Source organism: Rhizobium sp. 10N427 (genome assembly GCF_056394605.1).
The window spans coordinates 36,012-50,942 of record NZ_JBFTID010000024.1; the positions used below are offsets into that span (position 1 = coordinate 36,012).

At 57.0% G+C, this 14,931-nt stretch carries 18 protein-coding genes and 1 pseudogene; 4 read left to right on the plus strand and 15 right to left on the minus strand.

The window, feature by feature from the left end; genetic code table 11:
- Nucleotides 1-68 precede the first annotated feature (68 nt).
- The 11 genes from AC1DIJ_RS29395 to AC1DIJ_RS29445 form a co-directional block, all read right to left on the minus strand.
- Entirely contained in the window at nucleotides 69-278 is a 210-nt protein-coding gene (locus AC1DIJ_RS29395) for a hypothetical protein (protein WP_442208230.1), read from the minus strand.
- Nucleotides 279-440: 162 nt separating this feature from the next.
- Nucleotides 441-914, minus strand: coding sequence for a GNAT family N-acetyltransferase (locus tag AC1DIJ_RS29400; protein WP_112390480.1), 474 nt, complete (start codon nucleotides 912-914; stop codon nucleotides 441-443).
- A gap of 92 nt (nucleotides 915-1,006) precedes the next feature.
- A complete protein-coding gene (locus AC1DIJ_RS29405; protein WP_112390479.1) occupies nucleotides 1,007-1,189 on the minus strand; it encodes a hypothetical protein in 183 nt (60 codons plus the stop codon).
- A gap of 90 nt (nucleotides 1,190-1,279) precedes the next feature.
- The gene (locus AC1DIJ_RS29410; protein WP_112390478.1) at nucleotides 1,280-1,471 is read right to left on the minus strand and encodes a hypothetical protein; all 192 of its coding nucleotides are present in this window, start codon (nucleotides 1,469-1,471) and stop codon (nucleotides 1,280-1,282) included.
- A 281-nt stretch (nucleotides 1,472-1,752) separates the two neighbouring features.
- A complete protein-coding gene (locus AC1DIJ_RS29415; RefSeq protein WP_112390477.1) occupies nucleotides 1,753-2,676 on the minus strand; it encodes a hypothetical protein in 924 nt (307 codons plus the stop codon).
- Entirely contained in the window at nucleotides 2,666-4,141 is a 1,476-nt protein-coding gene (locus AC1DIJ_RS29420) for an N-6 DNA methylase (protein WP_112390476.1), read from the minus strand. The genes AC1DIJ_RS29415 and AC1DIJ_RS29420 overlap by 11 nt, the downstream gene beginning before the upstream one ends.
- Before the next feature lie 851 nt (nucleotides 4,142-4,992).
- The gene (locus AC1DIJ_RS29425) at nucleotides 4,993-5,679 is read right to left on the minus strand and encodes a hypothetical protein (RefSeq protein ID WP_112390521.1); all 687 of its coding nucleotides are present in this window, start codon (nucleotides 5,677-5,679) and stop codon (nucleotides 4,993-4,995) included.
- A gap of 353 nt (nucleotides 5,680-6,032) precedes the next feature.
- The gene (locus tag AC1DIJ_RS29430; protein ID WP_148194361.1) at nucleotides 6,033-6,578 is read right to left on the minus strand and encodes a hypothetical protein; all 546 of its coding nucleotides are present in this window, start codon (nucleotides 6,576-6,578) and stop codon (nucleotides 6,033-6,035) included.
- Nucleotides 6,579-6,607: 29 nt separating this feature from the next.
- Nucleotides 6,608-7,186: a hypothetical protein gene (locus AC1DIJ_RS29435; RefSeq protein WP_112390474.1), complete on the minus strand. Its 579-nt coding sequence runs from the start codon at nucleotides 7,184-7,186 to the stop codon at nucleotides 6,608-6,610.
- A 107-nt stretch (nucleotides 7,187-7,293) separates the two neighbouring features.
- Complete coding sequence (locus AC1DIJ_RS29440; protein WP_112390473.1) at nucleotides 7,294-7,716, minus strand: hypothetical protein; 423 nt, start codon at nucleotides 7,714-7,716, stop codon at nucleotides 7,294-7,296.
- A 1,080-nt stretch (nucleotides 7,717-8,796) separates the two neighbouring features.
- Nucleotides 8,797-9,180: a LysR family transcriptional regulator gene (locus AC1DIJ_RS29445; protein WP_112538312.1), complete on the minus strand. Its 384-nt coding sequence runs from the start codon at nucleotides 9,178-9,180 to the stop codon at nucleotides 8,797-8,799.
- A 241-nt stretch (nucleotides 9,181-9,421) separates the two neighbouring features.
- Here AC1DIJ_RS29445 and AC1DIJ_RS29450 point away from each other — a divergent pair, with 241 nt between their 5' ends.
- Nucleotides 9,422-9,697 (plus strand): ArsR/SmtB family transcription factor, encoded by a 276-nt coding sequence (locus AC1DIJ_RS29450; RefSeq protein WP_112390520.1) that lies wholly within the window; start codon nucleotides 9,422-9,424, stop codon nucleotides 9,695-9,697.
- Between the two features lie 689 nt (nucleotides 9,698-10,386).
- Here AC1DIJ_RS29450 and AC1DIJ_RS29455 read toward each other — a convergent pair.
- Entirely contained in the window at nucleotides 10,387-10,512 is a 126-nt protein-coding gene (locus AC1DIJ_RS29455) for a hypothetical protein (RefSeq protein ID WP_442208228.1), read from the minus strand.
- A gap of 190 nt (nucleotides 10,513-10,702) precedes the next feature.
- Between AC1DIJ_RS29455 and AC1DIJ_RS29460 the strand changes: the two genes are divergently transcribed.
- Together AC1DIJ_RS29460 and AC1DIJ_RS29465 are read left to right on the plus strand one after the other, a co-directional pair.
- On the plus strand, nucleotides 10,703-10,972 hold the full coding sequence (locus tag AC1DIJ_RS29460; protein WP_148194362.1) for a hypothetical protein: 270 nt from the start codon (nucleotides 10,703-10,705) through the stop codon (nucleotides 10,970-10,972).
- 340 nt (nucleotides 10,973-11,312) lie between these two features.
- Nucleotides 11,313-11,426 (plus strand): annotated as a pseudogene (locus AC1DIJ_RS29465) (IS110 family transposase); the annotation flags it as partial.
- A gap of 342 nt (nucleotides 11,427-11,768) precedes the next feature.
- On the opposite strand, the gene AC1DIJ_RS29470 reads toward AC1DIJ_RS29465, so the two are convergent.
- Both AC1DIJ_RS29470 and AC1DIJ_RS29475 read right to left on the minus strand, forming a co-directional pair.
- Nucleotides 11,769-13,049, minus strand: coding sequence for a type II toxin-antitoxin system HipA family toxin (locus AC1DIJ_RS29470; protein ID WP_162698712.1), 1,281 nt, complete (start codon nucleotides 13,047-13,049; stop codon nucleotides 11,769-11,771).
- The gene (locus AC1DIJ_RS29475) at nucleotides 13,036-13,377 is read right to left on the minus strand and encodes a helix-turn-helix domain-containing protein (protein ID WP_162698711.1); all 342 of its coding nucleotides are present in this window, start codon (nucleotides 13,375-13,377) and stop codon (nucleotides 13,036-13,038) included. The genes AC1DIJ_RS29470 and AC1DIJ_RS29475 overlap by 14 nt, the downstream gene beginning before the upstream one ends.
- 341 nt (nucleotides 13,378-13,718) lie before the next feature.
- Here AC1DIJ_RS29475 and AC1DIJ_RS29480 point away from each other — a divergent pair, with 341 nt between their 5' ends.
- Nucleotides 13,719-13,940, plus strand: coding sequence for a hypothetical protein (locus AC1DIJ_RS29480; RefSeq protein ID WP_162698710.1), 222 nt, complete (start codon nucleotides 13,719-13,721; stop codon nucleotides 13,938-13,940).
- An 83-nt stretch (nucleotides 13,941-14,023) separates the two neighbouring features.
- On the opposite strand, the gene AC1DIJ_RS29485 is transcribed toward AC1DIJ_RS29480, so the two are convergent.
- Complete coding sequence (locus AC1DIJ_RS29485) at nucleotides 14,024-14,818, minus strand: 3'-5' exonuclease (RefSeq protein ID WP_477831737.1); 795 nt, start codon at nucleotides 14,816-14,818, stop codon at nucleotides 14,024-14,026.
- Between the last annotated feature and the right edge of the window lie 113 nt (nucleotides 14,819-14,931).

The window sequence follows — 14,931 nt, forward strand, 5'->3', positions numbered from 1 at the left end:
AGGCTTCTTCGTAACGGCGGATGTCAGGGCGCCATTCAACTGCCTTTGACGATCGCATAAAATTAATTTTACGGAAAACCAGCGACCCAACTGCTGGAGAAAAGCATGCGCTCGGGATCGCCATCGAGGCCCTCGGTGATATCGAAAGCAATTAAGCGCTCGACGACCCCATCGAAGTCATGCATCCGCAATGCGAGATGCCAGCTGTTGCGATCAATCGCCGGCCACTTACGGGACGTTCCTTCGTGGTCTACCGCGTGCAGCTGCAAATCGCGCACCCGTGGCGTCCCTCACCGGAAAGTCAAGACGTGGAATATCCGTCAGCCCAACCAAGTCTCGGTAGGATAGGGGCGAAGTTTTGAGATCCGCCGTGATGATCGATGCGTGATGCAGAGCAGGAACGGGATTCTGTCTTCGAACCGCCAGCGCGCAATGCGAGGTCAGGGACCAGAACCATCTAGTGAGCAGCACTTGCAGACCGTCGTTTCGGTTGTCCGATACGTTCGAAAACCCATCCGCTCGTAGTACGCCTGTGCAATGTCGTTGCCTATTCCGATAAAGGCCTCGATTTTCTCAAGCCCCGCTTCGATGGCCGCCTGTCGGGTCGTCCCGAACAGCTCGCGCCCGACACCAGTCCTGGCTGCGTCTGGAGAGACATGCGTGCCGACAATGCCCCATCCAACTGGCGTGTCATAGGGATTATCATCAGTCGCTCGGATCAGCGATTGAAAGCCGAGTAGGTTTCCGTTGTCGTCCTCGGCCAGGGAACAGCGGATGCCAGCCGGATTGTCGATATAATGCTCGCGAACGAATTCGACGTCTGCTCTTGCCGTCCGCTTTCCGGCAGCAACCAGCCGCTTGAGCATTTCACTTATAGGAAGAGCGTCTTCAGCCTCTGCTGTCCGAATCTTCACTGTAACCTCGCTCCGGAGCTGTGGTGATCGACCGCCGGCCGTCTCAATATGTCGGCCGCACCGGGAATGTAGGTCGAGACAGCACGACTACGCTAGAGTTGACGACCCTGGTTTTGAGCCTGTTCCAGTGCCAGCGCGTGGCGTTCTTTCTTTGCCTCGCGTCTACGCTGTTCCGCTGTCAGGAAATTTCGTGCCGTTTGCGCGAAGCCTTGACGCGGCTCGTGTTTCCGTAAGTTGGAGAAGTCGCTGGGCTGTGATGCCGAATTCTCGGTCATGGGTGTTTCCTCTATTGCCGGGAGAGAACGCGCCAAGCAGTGAAAGGATACGGCGTCCGCCTGATTTTTTTCATGAGGATGGTATTGTCGTCACGATCGGCCTTCCATCGCCTGGATCATCATCATCGTATAGTCATCCATTGCAGGCGGCGGCACGTCGTTTTTGACCGCCTGCTCCGGCAGGATTTTATGCGCTGGATTGCCACCATGCGCGAATTGACGCGCCGACTTCTTTGCTCGGCTTGCCTTCAGGTCGATGCCGTTATCTCTGTTGCGTGACATCTTTGTGCTCCGTCTGCGACTTGATTCCTTCATGAACGGCAAGGAAGGAAATTCGTTCCGTGCGGAGTGGCCCGCGAAAAGGAAGAGAAGTGTGTCTCTCACTCGGCCAATGCCTGATTTTCAGGCGTTGACCCTACATCCTGTCGATCTTCCCAAAATGAGCGGGTTAATCACTTTCGCCAAATGTCGTCGTAATACATCACAAGTGGCGGGGATCAAGCGGTAGAACCCGATCTTGAACAAGGTCCGGTACCGACACGGCTTAGCGACGCTGGGCACTGCTACCCAGCTGTTCTGGCGCCGTACATCTGATTGTTGATCTGAATCAAAGCCGGCGAACTGATATCCCACTCGAGCCTACGTGTCACGCGGCTCAGATCTGGCGCGCTGGTAACGAAGCGCTCGTCGTAACGGAGATAGAGTGTCTCGAAGAAACTGGTCGTTGCAAGCGGGCTGGTTTCAGGGGGGAAAGGTTCGAAAAGCTTGTTCTTGGTGGGGCCTTCCATTTCGACCAGGCCGAAACCGATTGCTTCATAGCGGCTGACATCGTCACGGATCCCACGGCGCCCGACGAGCTCGCGCAGCGCATTGTGGAAGCGGACGATCCCGGCCACCGGCTCGCCGCCGATTGCAATCGCAATGTCGTTGGCCGCCAGGGCCTTCGCGGGGGCAGTCTCATTGCTGACGTCGTCAACAGCTTCGGCAGCGATATCGAGCGCGCGTTCCGTTTGTCGGTTTGCCCGCAGCAGGACGAGATAGCCGAGGACGAGAGCCGGATAGGTGATATGCAAATTGGTGCATTCGCCGATCGTCTCTTCCATGCGATTGGTCAGGTTACGGAACGCACCGGTTACGCCCTTGCAGGAGACAGCGAGTACGGGGCCGATCCCTTCCCTGGTCACGACAACATCGACGTTCTTGGTTTTCAGGCCGCCGAGCACAGTTCGTTCGCCGCCGCCGGCGACGGATGGATCATAGTGGAGAATAGGCACGCGGCCAGATTTGCGCTCTACCCGAAATGGCGGTCGCGGCGTGATGTCGACTGGATCGAAGCCTCCCTCGATCACCAGCCGGCAGGCAACATACCAATGCAGAGGCTTGATGTGGCTAGCACTTTGCGTCTTGCCTGAGAATTCCGCGAATTCCCTGAGCGCGTCTGCTTCGGTCGTCCAACGGCAGACATTACCTTCGATTTCAGTCGGCATAGTGTCTCCAGCGCTGAAGCGTCTGGATGGAGTCCAAAATTGCCTCGGAGGACTTCTTGTCTACCACGCGACCAGCCGGAAAGAGAATGTTACCGGCTTCACGCGGCTCCAGCTTCAGCATTCCACCTCCAAGCGCGTGGCCTTCGATCTCGCAGCTCAACCGGACGAAAGGCGTTTCCCACGAGGGGAGGAGTTTCGCTGCGAGCTTACGGTCGCGCAGCCTCACAGCGTGGACACTGTTTGTGCAGGTAACACCTGCGTCGTTTTTGACAAGGCTCGCTGCGCGGCCCGACATGTACTGAAGGATGTAATCGGGCTCCTGGACATCGGGAACCGAATACCAGGGGTCCCTCACCCGGCATTTATAGGCTTGCCGGGCTTCCCGACCAGGATTGCTATTGAGATAGCGCCTGACTGTGGCCGGCACTTCCTGTCCGCGGCTGATCTTGAGCAGCAGCATTGCCTGGTCATTGGCCTGCCAATCCGTCACAGTAGACTGGGTGATAGCGTCTTTCGGGAGCGAGCGCGCGTTGCGCACCGAGGGCTTGAGGAACTGTGATGGGATCCCAAGTTTCTCAGCCAGGGACGGTTTCAGGTGGAAGAAGTCGTTGTCGCCGCTAACATAACCGATCCCAACGGCTGCGAATTCCGAAAACCGACGGCTGTCCGGGTCCGCCGCGGCTACCTGATAAATCCCTCTTACCTCTTCCGAAATCAGGTACGGCCGCAATCTGCTATTCCAGATAGAACGCCACTCTCCGACGTTGACAAAGGTTGTTGCCGCGGGCGGTTGTGCGGCCGGTCTGTATTGATCTACAACTGACAGCTCGATGCGATCGGTCTTTTCGCCGAAGCCGTCGGCATAGAGAAGCCAGCAATCTTCGGACAGTTGCGGGAAGAGCTTCTGGCGCACGGCGACGATTTTCACCTGCCGGAACGAGGCGACGAGATACTCGATTAGCGGCGCAGCATAAGGAGCGTGGCCGATCTCGGCCGGCACGACAAAAGCCAGACGGCCGCCGGCCTTCAAAAGCGTAGCTGTCGACACCAAGAACGGCGCCCATGATGATGTCAGTCCGCTGAAGCGTGCGCCATGCGATAAGCAATGGGCGAGAGCGCGTTTGCGCATGTCGCCCTTGAAGGTCTGGTAGCGGATGAATGGCGGATTGCCGGCTGCACACTCGAAGCGTTCCGACGTCTCCGCCGCCCAGGTGAAGAAATCGCCCTCGTGCACGAGCGACCAGGGAGCGCGGTCCATGGCAGAGCGCGCTGATACGAAGTCCTGCTCGATGCCGACGGAATTGCGGTGGTGGACAAGGAAGTTGCCATCGCCGCAGGATGGATCTAGCAGCCGATCGTCGTCATGACGCAGCGCCCAACGCACGAGGGCGGCCGCAATATCATCCGGCGTGAAATACGCGCCCGATTGCTTCTGCGGCGGTCGAATCGATTGTCCTGTGTCCATGGCGCCACCTTAGGGAAATGGGAGTGCTTTTCAAACATAGACGGGCATGAGTTTCAAGAACATAAATAGAACGAGCGTCTGTTAGCCTCGAAGCTTTTTTTGCTTGAAGGTGGCCGGTTTGGAATTGGGGACGAACTCGCCATTCGTCCTTTTGAGAGATTTCGTCGAGAGTAAACCGTCAGCCGACAAAGACATGCAGGGCAGCCCGGCACCGTTGGACAGGAAGCGGCGATTGGTACTCAGGGAAACTCGAAGACGAGAGATTAGCGCTGAGGCCGTCTTGCTCCTCCGGCAGACCGAGGGCACCTGCGAACCGATAAGGGCCAGAAAGACAACAGATCGATCCAACCCAGCGCCACCATCAAACAAGCAAACCGCCAGAGCTCTGTTCAATGATGCGTAGCCCCGATCGGGGGATTGGTCCGTCCAAATGCGTAGTTTCAGCGCCAGACCCTGGAGCTAACAAGACCCAACGAGGACTGGCTGCACCCACGCACATGCGGCCGTAGCTCCTCGACCAGCAAGCCCGGATACGTTGCCGTCGCTGCTATGGCAATGCTTGTGCGGACAAATGAATAAGCTTCCATCTCGTCGAGGCATCCGCCATGATGGACGCTGCCTTTTACATGCGTCACAGTAGCTCTGTCCCAACCTATCGAACGAAACCCGCGTGATAGCTGGCGTCCTCTATCATGAGCACGTAAAATTGTTTTCTAACTCGGGCCACAGGCAACGGAAATCAATCTCAGAGTTGGCGCTCTTTTGCGGCCAGCTGAAGAGGATTTGCCGGCAGATGAACACTCGCAGCATGCTAAGATGGCGCTTTCCAACGTTACCGGAATGTCGTTCCTCTAGCCGCCGACACCCGGCGTCCAGCCCTCGCCGCCTGTCTTGGGGAAGAGCTCCGTCACATTGGAACCGTTGGCCGGAAGGGGGCCGGAAATTGGTTTAGCTCGCGATCGCCGTTCGCCGGCCGCCTGCACGACCGATGCCAACCCCTCGCGCTGCTGATAATAGTCAGGCTTCTCCGGAAGATGGAGTGTAAATTCAGCGCATATCCGCTCGATAAGGTCCATCGCCTTTGCGGCTAAAACCGCATATCCTTCCTGGCGACGTTCAAAGAAGCTGTCGAAACCGGGGCTCGAGAGATCGAGACTGTCCAGCGCATTCCCAAGGTTGGCGACGCGGTTGGAAAGCCACAGGGTCTCGTTGAAAAACTCGTCTCCGAGCAACATGATATCTTGAGCCGGCGGCAGAACCAGAATGGGGTCTGGAGTGTGAAAGACGAATTCACCCTCGTTGACGGGGTTAAACTCTGGCTCGTCGTTGGCTGCGGCGTAAGCGGCGCCAACGAAATCGTCCAAAGCAAGGACGGTCAGCATCGCGGACCTGCGCGCGGCCGCCTTCTCGACGCGTCTACGACCGCCACTCGCCCATCGTAACGCGCTCGGCACGATCGAACCGGCCGCAAAACCGCCCGCTCCGATGATTGCTCCGATCACCATGATGCCCTGCGTTGTCTCGAAAAACTGCGTCAACACCCACCTCGTAAAGTTCGAGAAGTGACTTGCATCGGTCGCACGCAGCACGGAATGACGACCGGCTTCTGCAGTGTGCCTCGCTTGGAAGCGATTGGAAATGCTTCTCTTAAAATGCGACCCGACCGGGCAGCTTTCAAGGGCCGGCCGCCATCATATCAGACAGAGTGAGCGGGCCTTGAGGCCCTTCATTCCACAATCGGCGCCGACCTGTCACGCGCGATTGCCGGCTGAGACGACAGAGAAGGCCGCTTTTCACGCACATCCGCCAATCGATTGGCTTTTCTCAGCTCTATTTGCAAGACCTGCTTCGTTTGGCCGAACCGGTCAGGGCCTTAGATATCAAGCGAATTTCAGGTGTTGAACCGCGCAAGCCTTCCCCGAAGCTCTGCGTTTTCCGTAATCAGCCGCGCATGCAGCATCTGCCGCAGGCGATAGTTCTCTGCTTCGAGTTCGGAAAGTTCGTCCGCACGCAGAACGGCAACCTGTTTTGCTCGTCGCTGCCGGACCGGCGATCGCGAAACACGTTCTGGCTTGCCGGGCTGTCTAGCGGCAGCAACGGTATGGACAACCTCATCCAGGCCGGCACTATCGGTTTGAGCGGTGCCATGCGCTAAAGCCTCACGCTGTGTCTCTCGTGCCTCTTCTTCAGCTGGTAAACTCAATGCTTGCTTTGCATTGCCTTCCGAAGACACGGACCTGTCGCGATGATCGGATGGAACCGCTTGGGGCAAGGTCTTGGCTGAAATAGCAGGCGCCGGCTCCTCGCCCCTGTCCGCTTCAGTTTCGCGCGTCAGCGCCTCAAGGTCAGTGCCGCTCCAGATGGAGGCTTTTGCGCCACGGGTTCGGCGGCGCGATTGCCTTACTTCGACAACGAAGGCTCGCTGTTGTCTTCTCATGTCATTCCTATGTTACGTATTCGGGTCCATCAGCCGCGTGTAAAACGCGCATGCATCGCCTTAAGCTGTTCGTTCTGCGCGCGCAACTTGCCAGCCAACTGGCGCCTCAATTGCCTGATCTCGTCATCCAGCTCGGCAGCTTCGGAACCCAAAGCCGGCTCAGCTTTCAACGGTCCAACGCGAGGCCGTAACTTGGACCGCTTCGCTGGCGGGGAAACCGGCGGCGTTTTCGATTTATTTGCAGGCGGCGCGCCCGTTTCGGCGGTATTGGCTTGCGGCTGTTGAGCCCCTCCGCCTGGCGCACGAGCATTTTGCTTTGGCTGCCTGACCGGGGGCGGGGGCGTTGTCTCGCCAGCGATTACTGCCAATGGCGTCTTGCCAGTCTCTGTCCCATCACCAACAGCTGGCGTATTCCCCGCAGAACGACCCTCGTCCATGCTGCTGTTGGTCGAGGGGGACTGAAGGTCGACCAGGGTCTGTGGCGACGCAGGAACCTGCACCGTCTTGTCGGCAGGATCCTCATGCAGGACGGGATCCTCTTCGCCGATCTCCCTGTTCGCATCGCGGCGCGAGATGAACTGGCCCAGAAGTTTCCATGGTGATTTCATGTAATATACCCCGAACACATTGCAGCCGGGGCCGCGGCGCGAACCCGGTTGCCAGACCTTAGGGATCTAGGATCGACGGCAGCCTGAGCAACCGCCGTCGCTGGTAATTACTTAACGCCGAGCTTCTTGCGAAGGTCGACATTTTCGGCGCGGAGCTTGTCACCGAGCTGCTTGCGCAGGCGCTTGTTCTCGTCTTCGAGCTTCAGGAGTTCGGTCATCTCATCGGCGGCGGAAGAAATCGCGACCGTCGCAGCAGTCTGGGCCGCAGCGCGCTTGCGCCCGTCAACCTTTGGACCCTCCACCTTGGCTTTGCCTCTACGACGTACCACAGGCTGGGCATCTGGCTTGGTCTCGTCAGCCTTTACGGCGGCGCTCTTGCGCCCTCTTCCGGTCGTGGCAGCTGCGACAGGAGCAGTAGTGGGCGCAACTTTAGGCGTACGGGGAGCACGTTTCTTCTTTTCAGGAGCAGATGCAATCGGAGCAACACCCGCCGTGTCGGCAGCAGGGTTCTGGGTAATTTCGTCGGCCATCGGTTTTCTCCCTTTAAAGGCGAAGATGTTGTCGGATGTCCAACGCGCAGAGTCAATCGAGCCGCTTGGACGGCAGAATGACTAGCAAGCGAATCTTGTCCGGAGGCGACCTCGTTCCTTCCGGTCTCTTTCACAGCGGACGCATCGATCGACCGGTTGCGCACGGTCAGGTGAAAATGTCGATGGCGAAAGATTATGTCTGGTAAGGAGGCGCACCTGAACCTAGCGTCTGAAAAGAGGAGCTGACAAACTACTCACGCCGGCATTGCGCTTTGAGACACGCATCAAATGCGGAGCCCGCCGCGCGTCAAGCGGGGGTCAGCGGGCTCCTGCCGCGAGGCGGCGACGCAACTTGGAACGCGCAGCTGAGTCGATCCAAGCGCGGCATTCTCCGCTCCACAAGCATTCCGCAATAGGTTTAAATTCGGGTGAAAGCCGTGCCGTTTTGAGACACCTCTCTTGTACGAGCGTAAGGATGCAATACGCCATGTCATCTTGGTGTGAATGCGGGCCGGTATGGTTTCGCGCGATAATCCGGCCTTTTACCCCAATATGAGGCAATAGATCGGGAGCAAACTATTGTATCGAAACGGGTCATGCGCGCCGGGCTCTACCAAGTCGTCCATTCGATCTTCGCCGTTACCGTCACGGCGGTATTTCTGGCATCGATATCGCGCCATTCGTCTCGGCAGGGTTCGTGGTGGTAGCTGTCGTATACGGGGGATGGTCGATCTGGCATCTGGTGCCACTTTGCCATCTTTCCCTAATTGCAGGAGCGATCTACTTGGTCGGACCCGCATTCCGCAAGCCGCGCTTCTCCCTGACGTGACATCAGACACCTCGCCATACTGGCTGCGTCCTAGCGTTTACCTTGAAGCTTAATATCAACAGCGGGTTATCGTCCGGGTTGGCTACTAGGACCGAGGACGTCTTGCGCAAACGCCGCATGACGATGCTGGATTGCGTTTCACGCGTGCGGCTCGAACGGATTTCAAGATCGATCCCCGCACCGACAAGGTCACTATTGTGCTCAGTTCCGACCACCTCAACGGAAACATCCGGATAGCGCTTGAGAAAATTTTAAACCGTCCGGGTGACGACGAGCTCAACGAATGGCGTCGGACATCCCAGCCGGGCAAGCCCCTGCGGCCGCTCCTGCGCGCTGATGACTGCATTTCTCGCGTCCTCGGCGGCCTGCAGGATCGCGACGCAGGGTTCATATAAAGCTCTTCCGATCTCCGTTACGTGAAAATTGCGCGTTGAGCGCTCTATCAGCCGCGCGCTCAACTCATCCTCAAGTTTCTGGATGCGAATACTGAGTTTCGACCTTGCAATGCCAAGGCTGCGGCTGGCTGCCGAATAACCGCCATGGGCGACGACAGCGGTGAAGTATCGACGGTCATTCAGTTCGTTGACCGACATTGCTGTCTGGATTTCGACGCACCGGTGCGGGTTCTCGTCCACGCCAGCGTTGCGCCTTCAAGATGTTCAGCTCATCAACGTCAAGCCCAAGTGCTTGGCATCGTTAAGCGAATACCTCTCAGCACGAACCGCGGACCAAAACAATGATCTTTGGTTGCTTCCGTTTTTGCGGCCGGTAGATTAACGCTAGCCGTAATTGCGGTACATCACCTTACGGAAGGCGTACAGTTTGAGCGACGAACACGAGAGATTGGCTGAAAAGAAAGCCGCCCTTCTTTCAGCTATGGCCAATCCCAACCGGCTAAAGATCTTGCTGGCGTTGTCGAGGGGCGAAACATCCGTGGGCAATCTTGAGCAGTATGTTGAGCTTTCGCAATCAGCGCTCTCCCAGCACCTCTCCAAGCTTCGGCACGACAAATTGGTCTCCACGAGACGGAGCGCCCAGACCATTTACTACGCAACACGCGATCCTCGCGTTCTCAAGATGCTTTCGGTTCTGGAAGAGATTTTCGTCCAGAACCAACGGGGCGGCAGACACGCGCAATCGTCCGGCAAATGACCAACACTTGCAATCTCGCAGATTGTATTTCGCGTTCGCAACACGTTCTCACATTTGTCACTCCCTATATTCTTTCTTGCTAATTTTCGTTGCGGCAGCCGATGACAGGGATGTCCGTGAGAGGCCTTGGCGAATTCGCTTGAGACTGATGCGGGGGGGCTGCCATCCGGGGCAAGATGCTGTGCCAAGACCGTCGCGCTTGATATGAAACCATCCTCGGGTCAAAATCTCGCATGGCCGATTGAAACGTTGCTGGGAGCGTTCAGCACTGTCAACCAGAGATTGGCGAAGGCGAATTCTCTGGTTGTTCGGCAGATCCGCGAATGTTGAAAGACTATTCGATATGCAGGAAGCGGCGGCTCCGGGGATCTTCACCCCGCCCAACGCGAAAGCGGCGGCGAGCATCGGGCGGGGTGAGCAACGGCAACGCAACATGCCGTAACGAGGACCGTTCAACGAGCCTATCGTCACCGCATCCTGTTAAGTCGGGTTAAGCCTTCATCGAGGATCAAGGTAGCGGGATCAGGTCTGCAGATTAAAAGCATAGCGGCGGGAAACGAACTGTCCATCGATCGCATGCCGATGACCGCTTTGAAATTGCTAAACCGGGTATTGCTGACGCTATCGATCGGCATCGACCGCGACCCTCTTGGCAGTAGATCGAGCTGAACACCATCCACAGGCGCCATTTAGGGATCGGCTTTGCCGGAGCCGCCGTTCGGTCCCGCAACCGCATGTTCGAGCAGCTTCAGCAACCCTGCAATAATCAGGACGACAGCAAATGCAATTGGTACTCCGACAGTCAGCATGAACATCGACGCTCCCCCACCGCTTATCTTGTCAGTTTTGCCGTGCCTGACGAGAATACAACCGGGCCATACGACTTAAGCCGAATGGGATGCCTGTAACCGCTTCTCGCTACGATCACGCCGTTATCCCCCTGATAGCCAAGATGTGCTGCACCGAATTTGCGCGATTGTGACGTCGTGGCATGCAGGAGGAAACATGACGATTTTGCGTTTGGCATTCTGTTTGATCGGTGCGTCTTTTGTGGTTGCCGCTGGCCTGATCCACTATGCGCTTTCTCACCCCGCTACCGTTGGCATAGCCGAGATCGATACGGTTTGTTGCACACATGTCCAGCAGCAACTGTTCATATGGTTCACCTTGCTTTGCACAGCAACGCCAGGAGCGGGCTGTCATTGTCTGGGCAAGCCACCTGTGGGAATGGCACGAGGTGTAGGGCCGGGTAATCCCACCGTAGAATTGCCGTGAGTTCGATAGCATGCTTACTTAATTTCTGGCAGCACCGCAGCCGCCGGTTTCGCCCCAGGGCAGGCCTAGGACCCGCCGCGAAACCCTCACGGTGGGTCTTTTGCATTGGAATGCACTCCCGCCGGGCCTACCTCGTAGCTAAGTGCACCGATCTATCCCCAACAACTGCCGTATTCATTGGGCGACAGCGGAGGCCGCAGGGCGCTCCTTGTACGCGCCGCAGCGACATTACCTGCACATTCGCCATGGGCACCAGCTGGAGGCGCTCCATTTCGTAGCGGACTAGAACTTCGCCGCACCGCGTTCGCGCAAAGGAAGCGGACGCTCGCGTCAGCCCGGCCTGCACCGCAACGTCGTAATCGTGGCGATGGCAAACAAGCTCGCCCGCATTGCCTGGGCCGTATTGCGAAAGGAACGTCCATTCGATCGCGCGTGGGGCGCCATCACAGCGTAAGAAGATCGGCTGCGTTTATCTGCAGCCCATGATGTTTGCGAGAAGGACCATAGATGGCCTGACAGTTGACCGGCGTACGGAAAGCCCAGCAGTGCAAATGGCTTGAAGCCGTGTTGATTATTGAGGCTCCGGACGTGCGGATATCCATCTTGGCCACTGCATGACCGTGAGACCGAATACGTTGAAGAAGACTGTTCAGGGTTCTAAAAAATCTACTTGCAAAAAGGGCGGGCCATGCGTTTGCGCTGAAAGCTGACCCGGGATTTGCACTGAGAAGTCTGCCGCAGTCCGGCGTCAGCTTTCAGCGCAAATCATCACCTCGTCTGATCATCGAGGTTTTAGCTATGCTGAAACAACTTCTCGCACGAGGGAGAGTGTGGACAAGCGAGAAAGAAGTTTGCCCTTCATTTCAGAGGGTAAGGGCGCTTCGTCGATTATCGGTGGCCAAGAGTGAACCGCTTTTCGAACGGTATCGATGACTTGATCAATTATCACCTTTGGTGCGACCTTGAGCGCACCCGCCGCCCGCTCGAACCTGCGTAATCCGACTAGATTTGGATCTTTCGTCCCTCCAAATTCCAGGGCCATCTTCGCATCACCATAAAGGAATGTCGGCACTATATCATAGGCGGGCGTCAGAGTTATTTCTCCGCTCCGGGGATACAAGAATGACCAGTTTTTCAAGTGAGCGTCGCCGTTTCCAAGCAGCAAATTGACCACGATACGCCGTACGCTCTCTAGAAGCTCACCCCTGCCGTCGTAGCAAAACCGCTGAACGATGTTCATGACGGTTGCCTCATTGGCCTTGGTGTATTTCTGATCCCCCATCGCGCCGACAATCTGGGCAAAGTCTTCGGACTGTATTCGTTGGCCCTCTGGTCCCCGGTCAAATCTCTCGAGGGAAAGGGAGTGCTGGCCTTTTAACAGATACTCGGCAGGGATTCCGTCTATCTTCTCCTGTGCAATCAAATCCGCGTTCGCGACGCGCACGCCGACGGCTGCAGCAAGTCTAAGCGCGGTCCACTCCGCTTCTGGAAGAAATGCGTGCTGGGGAGATGGGGTCTTGAGTATGAGATGGCCGTCTCCGGATTTCGCAGGGATTGTCAACGCAGCCCGATTTGTCGCTGAGAATTTCAGCTGCACACCTGCAAGAGAGAATCTGATCTCTTCAGAAGGAGCAGGTTTGGTCGCCGGTTGCTTGTCTACTCGCGCCGCAAGCGCTGGACTGCCTGCCTCGAGGCGAGCAATCAGCGCGCCGGGCAAGTCCTCGCCTAGTTTTGCCAACACATCGAAATTGTCAAACGCTCCAGCACCGAATTCCTTCTCGACGAGCTCCCGGAGCGCACCTTCTGGCAGAAGGTTTTGAAAGAAGGAAGGTAACGAGCCACCAAACATTACCTTATCTCCCGTCGCCCTCAAGCGAGCGACGGTTTCTTCCTCATTTGCACCTCGCCATGAGACACTGACAAGCGGACGCTCCTTGCCAAGAGCGATGTAACCATCGTCAACGAAGAATCTAACCGTCCCTGATGGCTCACGTATCAATGATCCAACTCGCAGCTCCTTCCCTGGCGCTACCGCGAACGTGATCCCTATCAACCCGGCCCGGTTAACGATCAGCATCGAGGCCTTCCTCGCCGGTTTCGCTGTCGTCGATGAATACTTCATCGAAAACAGTCGGCAGGTCGTAGGCCGGTGCTATCTGACGGTCACGAATACCAATTATTGCTTGCACATCGGCAAGTCTGTCATTTGGCACGAACATCAGCGTTAGCCCCAATGCTGCTCCGATCTCGTTGAGGAAGTCTACCGTGCTATTGGACTTACCATTTTCGAGCTCGCTGATACGAGCGGGGTTCTTTCCTGTTCTCTGTGCAAGATCGTGGATACGCAGCCCTCGCTTCCTGCGAAAACTCGATACCTGTCTTCCGATCTCAGTCTTGATACTCATTCGATAAGCCGAAAATATCATATAATATTTCTTTTTATCGAACACTCGTGTTTCTGTCAATTTCTATATAGAGAATCTTACGTGATATTTTTCAATAAAACGAAAAAATCTTCGCCGCATCGACCTGCTGCATCTTCGCGCGCCCCGCCCTACCCCTGCGGAGCACCTCTCTGTCAGATCGCCATCTTTAATCGAGGGAGGTCGTCGGGCAACACGTTCATCCCGGCCGCTTGAGCCGCTTCGACAAACGCCACCTGGATCACGAAGTTCGCATCGAGATCCGAGGCCGCCCATCAGTTCGCCTCCTCCGCGAGCGGCGCGGTCAGTTTCGGAGGCTCGCGGTGAACGACGTCTACTCGAAAGCGTCGCGAGTTCTCGACAGCGAAGAGCTGACGAAGGTCGAGCCAAACCACAAGAAGCGGACGGAGGTGAAGGCGATGATCGCGCTCGTCCAAGAGCAGCGATCACGCCTTGAGAAGTTGAGGCAGGAACAGGAGGACTACTCTGCCGCCCAAGACGAGGCGTGGGAGGCGGATCATTTTCCGGACGGCGTCTCGGCCTAGAGGCTAGGACCCGAAGACGGCTCGATCCTAGACAGGTCAACCTGGCTTTGCATTGTTGATACCGCGCCGTGGCAGCTCATTTATTACAGCAAACTGCCTTGGCTCGGCTCGCTATCGACGTCAGCTACCGATGCTGCTCCTCGCCTAACCATCTCGGTTTCGGCGGTAAATCGGACATCTCGATCACGATCCATCAAGAACTGCTCGACGACCTTAGAGTCTATCAAATCCCAAGACTTACCGCGGTCAGGTCCGGATGGCACCCGGGGCAGAAGTCCCGGCTCAGCACTCCACGCGAGCAGCCGTTCAATTGACGACACGTTGAGCATGTCGCGAAGATGGTGCGCGGTGACGTAGGCGTCCGGCATAGCCCGATGAGCTGGAAGTCCTAGCTGGTGGATAAGGCCTTCAGGCATTCGCTGGTAGCGAAGCATCTGGTTCGAAAATCGTTGCAGATGCGGCCATAACCTCATCGCGCATTTCCACGTGCATATCCATTGCGCGCCGCCCGTCAGGCGTGGGGTGCAGTAACGCTGCTCGAAACTGGCGCGGTGGGCAGCCAACGCGACAACCGGTCGGGTGGGCTGAAGCACCGAAGCTGCGACTTCCTTCCATAGAGGCGCGCCCGCCACATCGCTATCACGGATATGGTGGACGGCCATCGTTTCGGCGGAAATCGGACGGCCTGGATTGACCAGGAGCGAACCGCGCTCGAGATCGAGCTGCCAGCGACCGTCGTCCGTTTGTATCACATCCTGCCAGCCGATTTCGCACACGTCATGCGGACCGTTGCCACTAGTCTCGAGGTCGATCACGCGGACAATGGTCTGTTTTGATATCTGGTGAACTGCCCCCACTTTCGACCGGACACTCAGCATAAGCAGGAAGGCTCAAGCACAGGCTTGAGGATAAGCTTATGTCTAACGAGTTTCGACAGGTTGATCTGATGATCGGTGACGTCCGGCGGCGACGCTGGACAACGGAGCGCAAA

Coding starts and splice junctions, on each gene's coding strand:
- AC1DIJ_RS29450 (WP_112390520.1), top strand. CDS start 9,422: ATGGCCAATCCCAACCGGCTAAAGATCTTGCTGGCGTTGTCGAGGGGC.
- AC1DIJ_RS29440 (WP_112390473.1), bottom strand. CDS start 7,716: ATGGCCGACGAAATTACCCAGAACCCTGCTGCCGACACGGCGGGTGTT.
- AC1DIJ_RS29430 (WP_148194361.1), bottom strand. CDS start 6,578: ATGAGAAGACAACAGCGAGCCTTCGTTGTCGAAGTAAGGCAATCGCGC.
- AC1DIJ_RS29470 (WP_162698712.1), bottom strand. CDS start 13,049: ATGCTGATCGTTAACCGGGCCGGGTTGATAGGGATCACGTTCGCGGTA.
- AC1DIJ_RS29485 (WP_477831737.1), bottom strand. CDS start 14,818: ATGCTGAGTGTCCGGTCGAAAGTGGGGGCAGTTCACCAGATATCAAAA.
- AC1DIJ_RS29410 (WP_112390478.1), bottom strand. CDS start 1,471: ATGTCACGCAACAGAGATAACGGCATCGACCTGAAGGCAAGCCGAGCA.
- AC1DIJ_RS29435 (WP_112390474.1), bottom strand. CDS start 7,186: ATGAAATCACCATGGAAACTTCTGGGCCAGTTCATCTCGCGCCGCGAT.
- AC1DIJ_RS29405 (WP_112390479.1), bottom strand. CDS start 1,189: ATGACCGAGAATTCGGCATCACAGCCCAGCGACTTCTCCAACTTACGG.
- AC1DIJ_RS29455 (WP_442208228.1), bottom strand. CDS start 10,512: ATGTTCATGCTGACTGTCGGAGTACCAATTGCATTTGCTGTCGTCCTG.
- AC1DIJ_RS29475 (WP_162698711.1), bottom strand. CDS start 13,377: ATGAGTATCAAGACTGAGATCGGAAGACAGGTATCGAGTTTTCGCAGG.
- AC1DIJ_RS29420 (WP_112390476.1), bottom strand. CDS start 4,141: ATGGACACAGGACAATCGATTCGACCGCCGCAGAAGCAATCGGGCGCG.
- AC1DIJ_RS29460 (WP_148194362.1), top strand. CDS start 10,703: ATGACGATTTTGCGTTTGGCATTCTGTTTGATCGGTGCGTCTTTTGTG.
- AC1DIJ_RS29415 (WP_112390477.1), bottom strand. CDS start 2,676: ATGCCGACTGAAATCGAAGGTAATGTCTGCCGTTGGACGACCGAAGCA.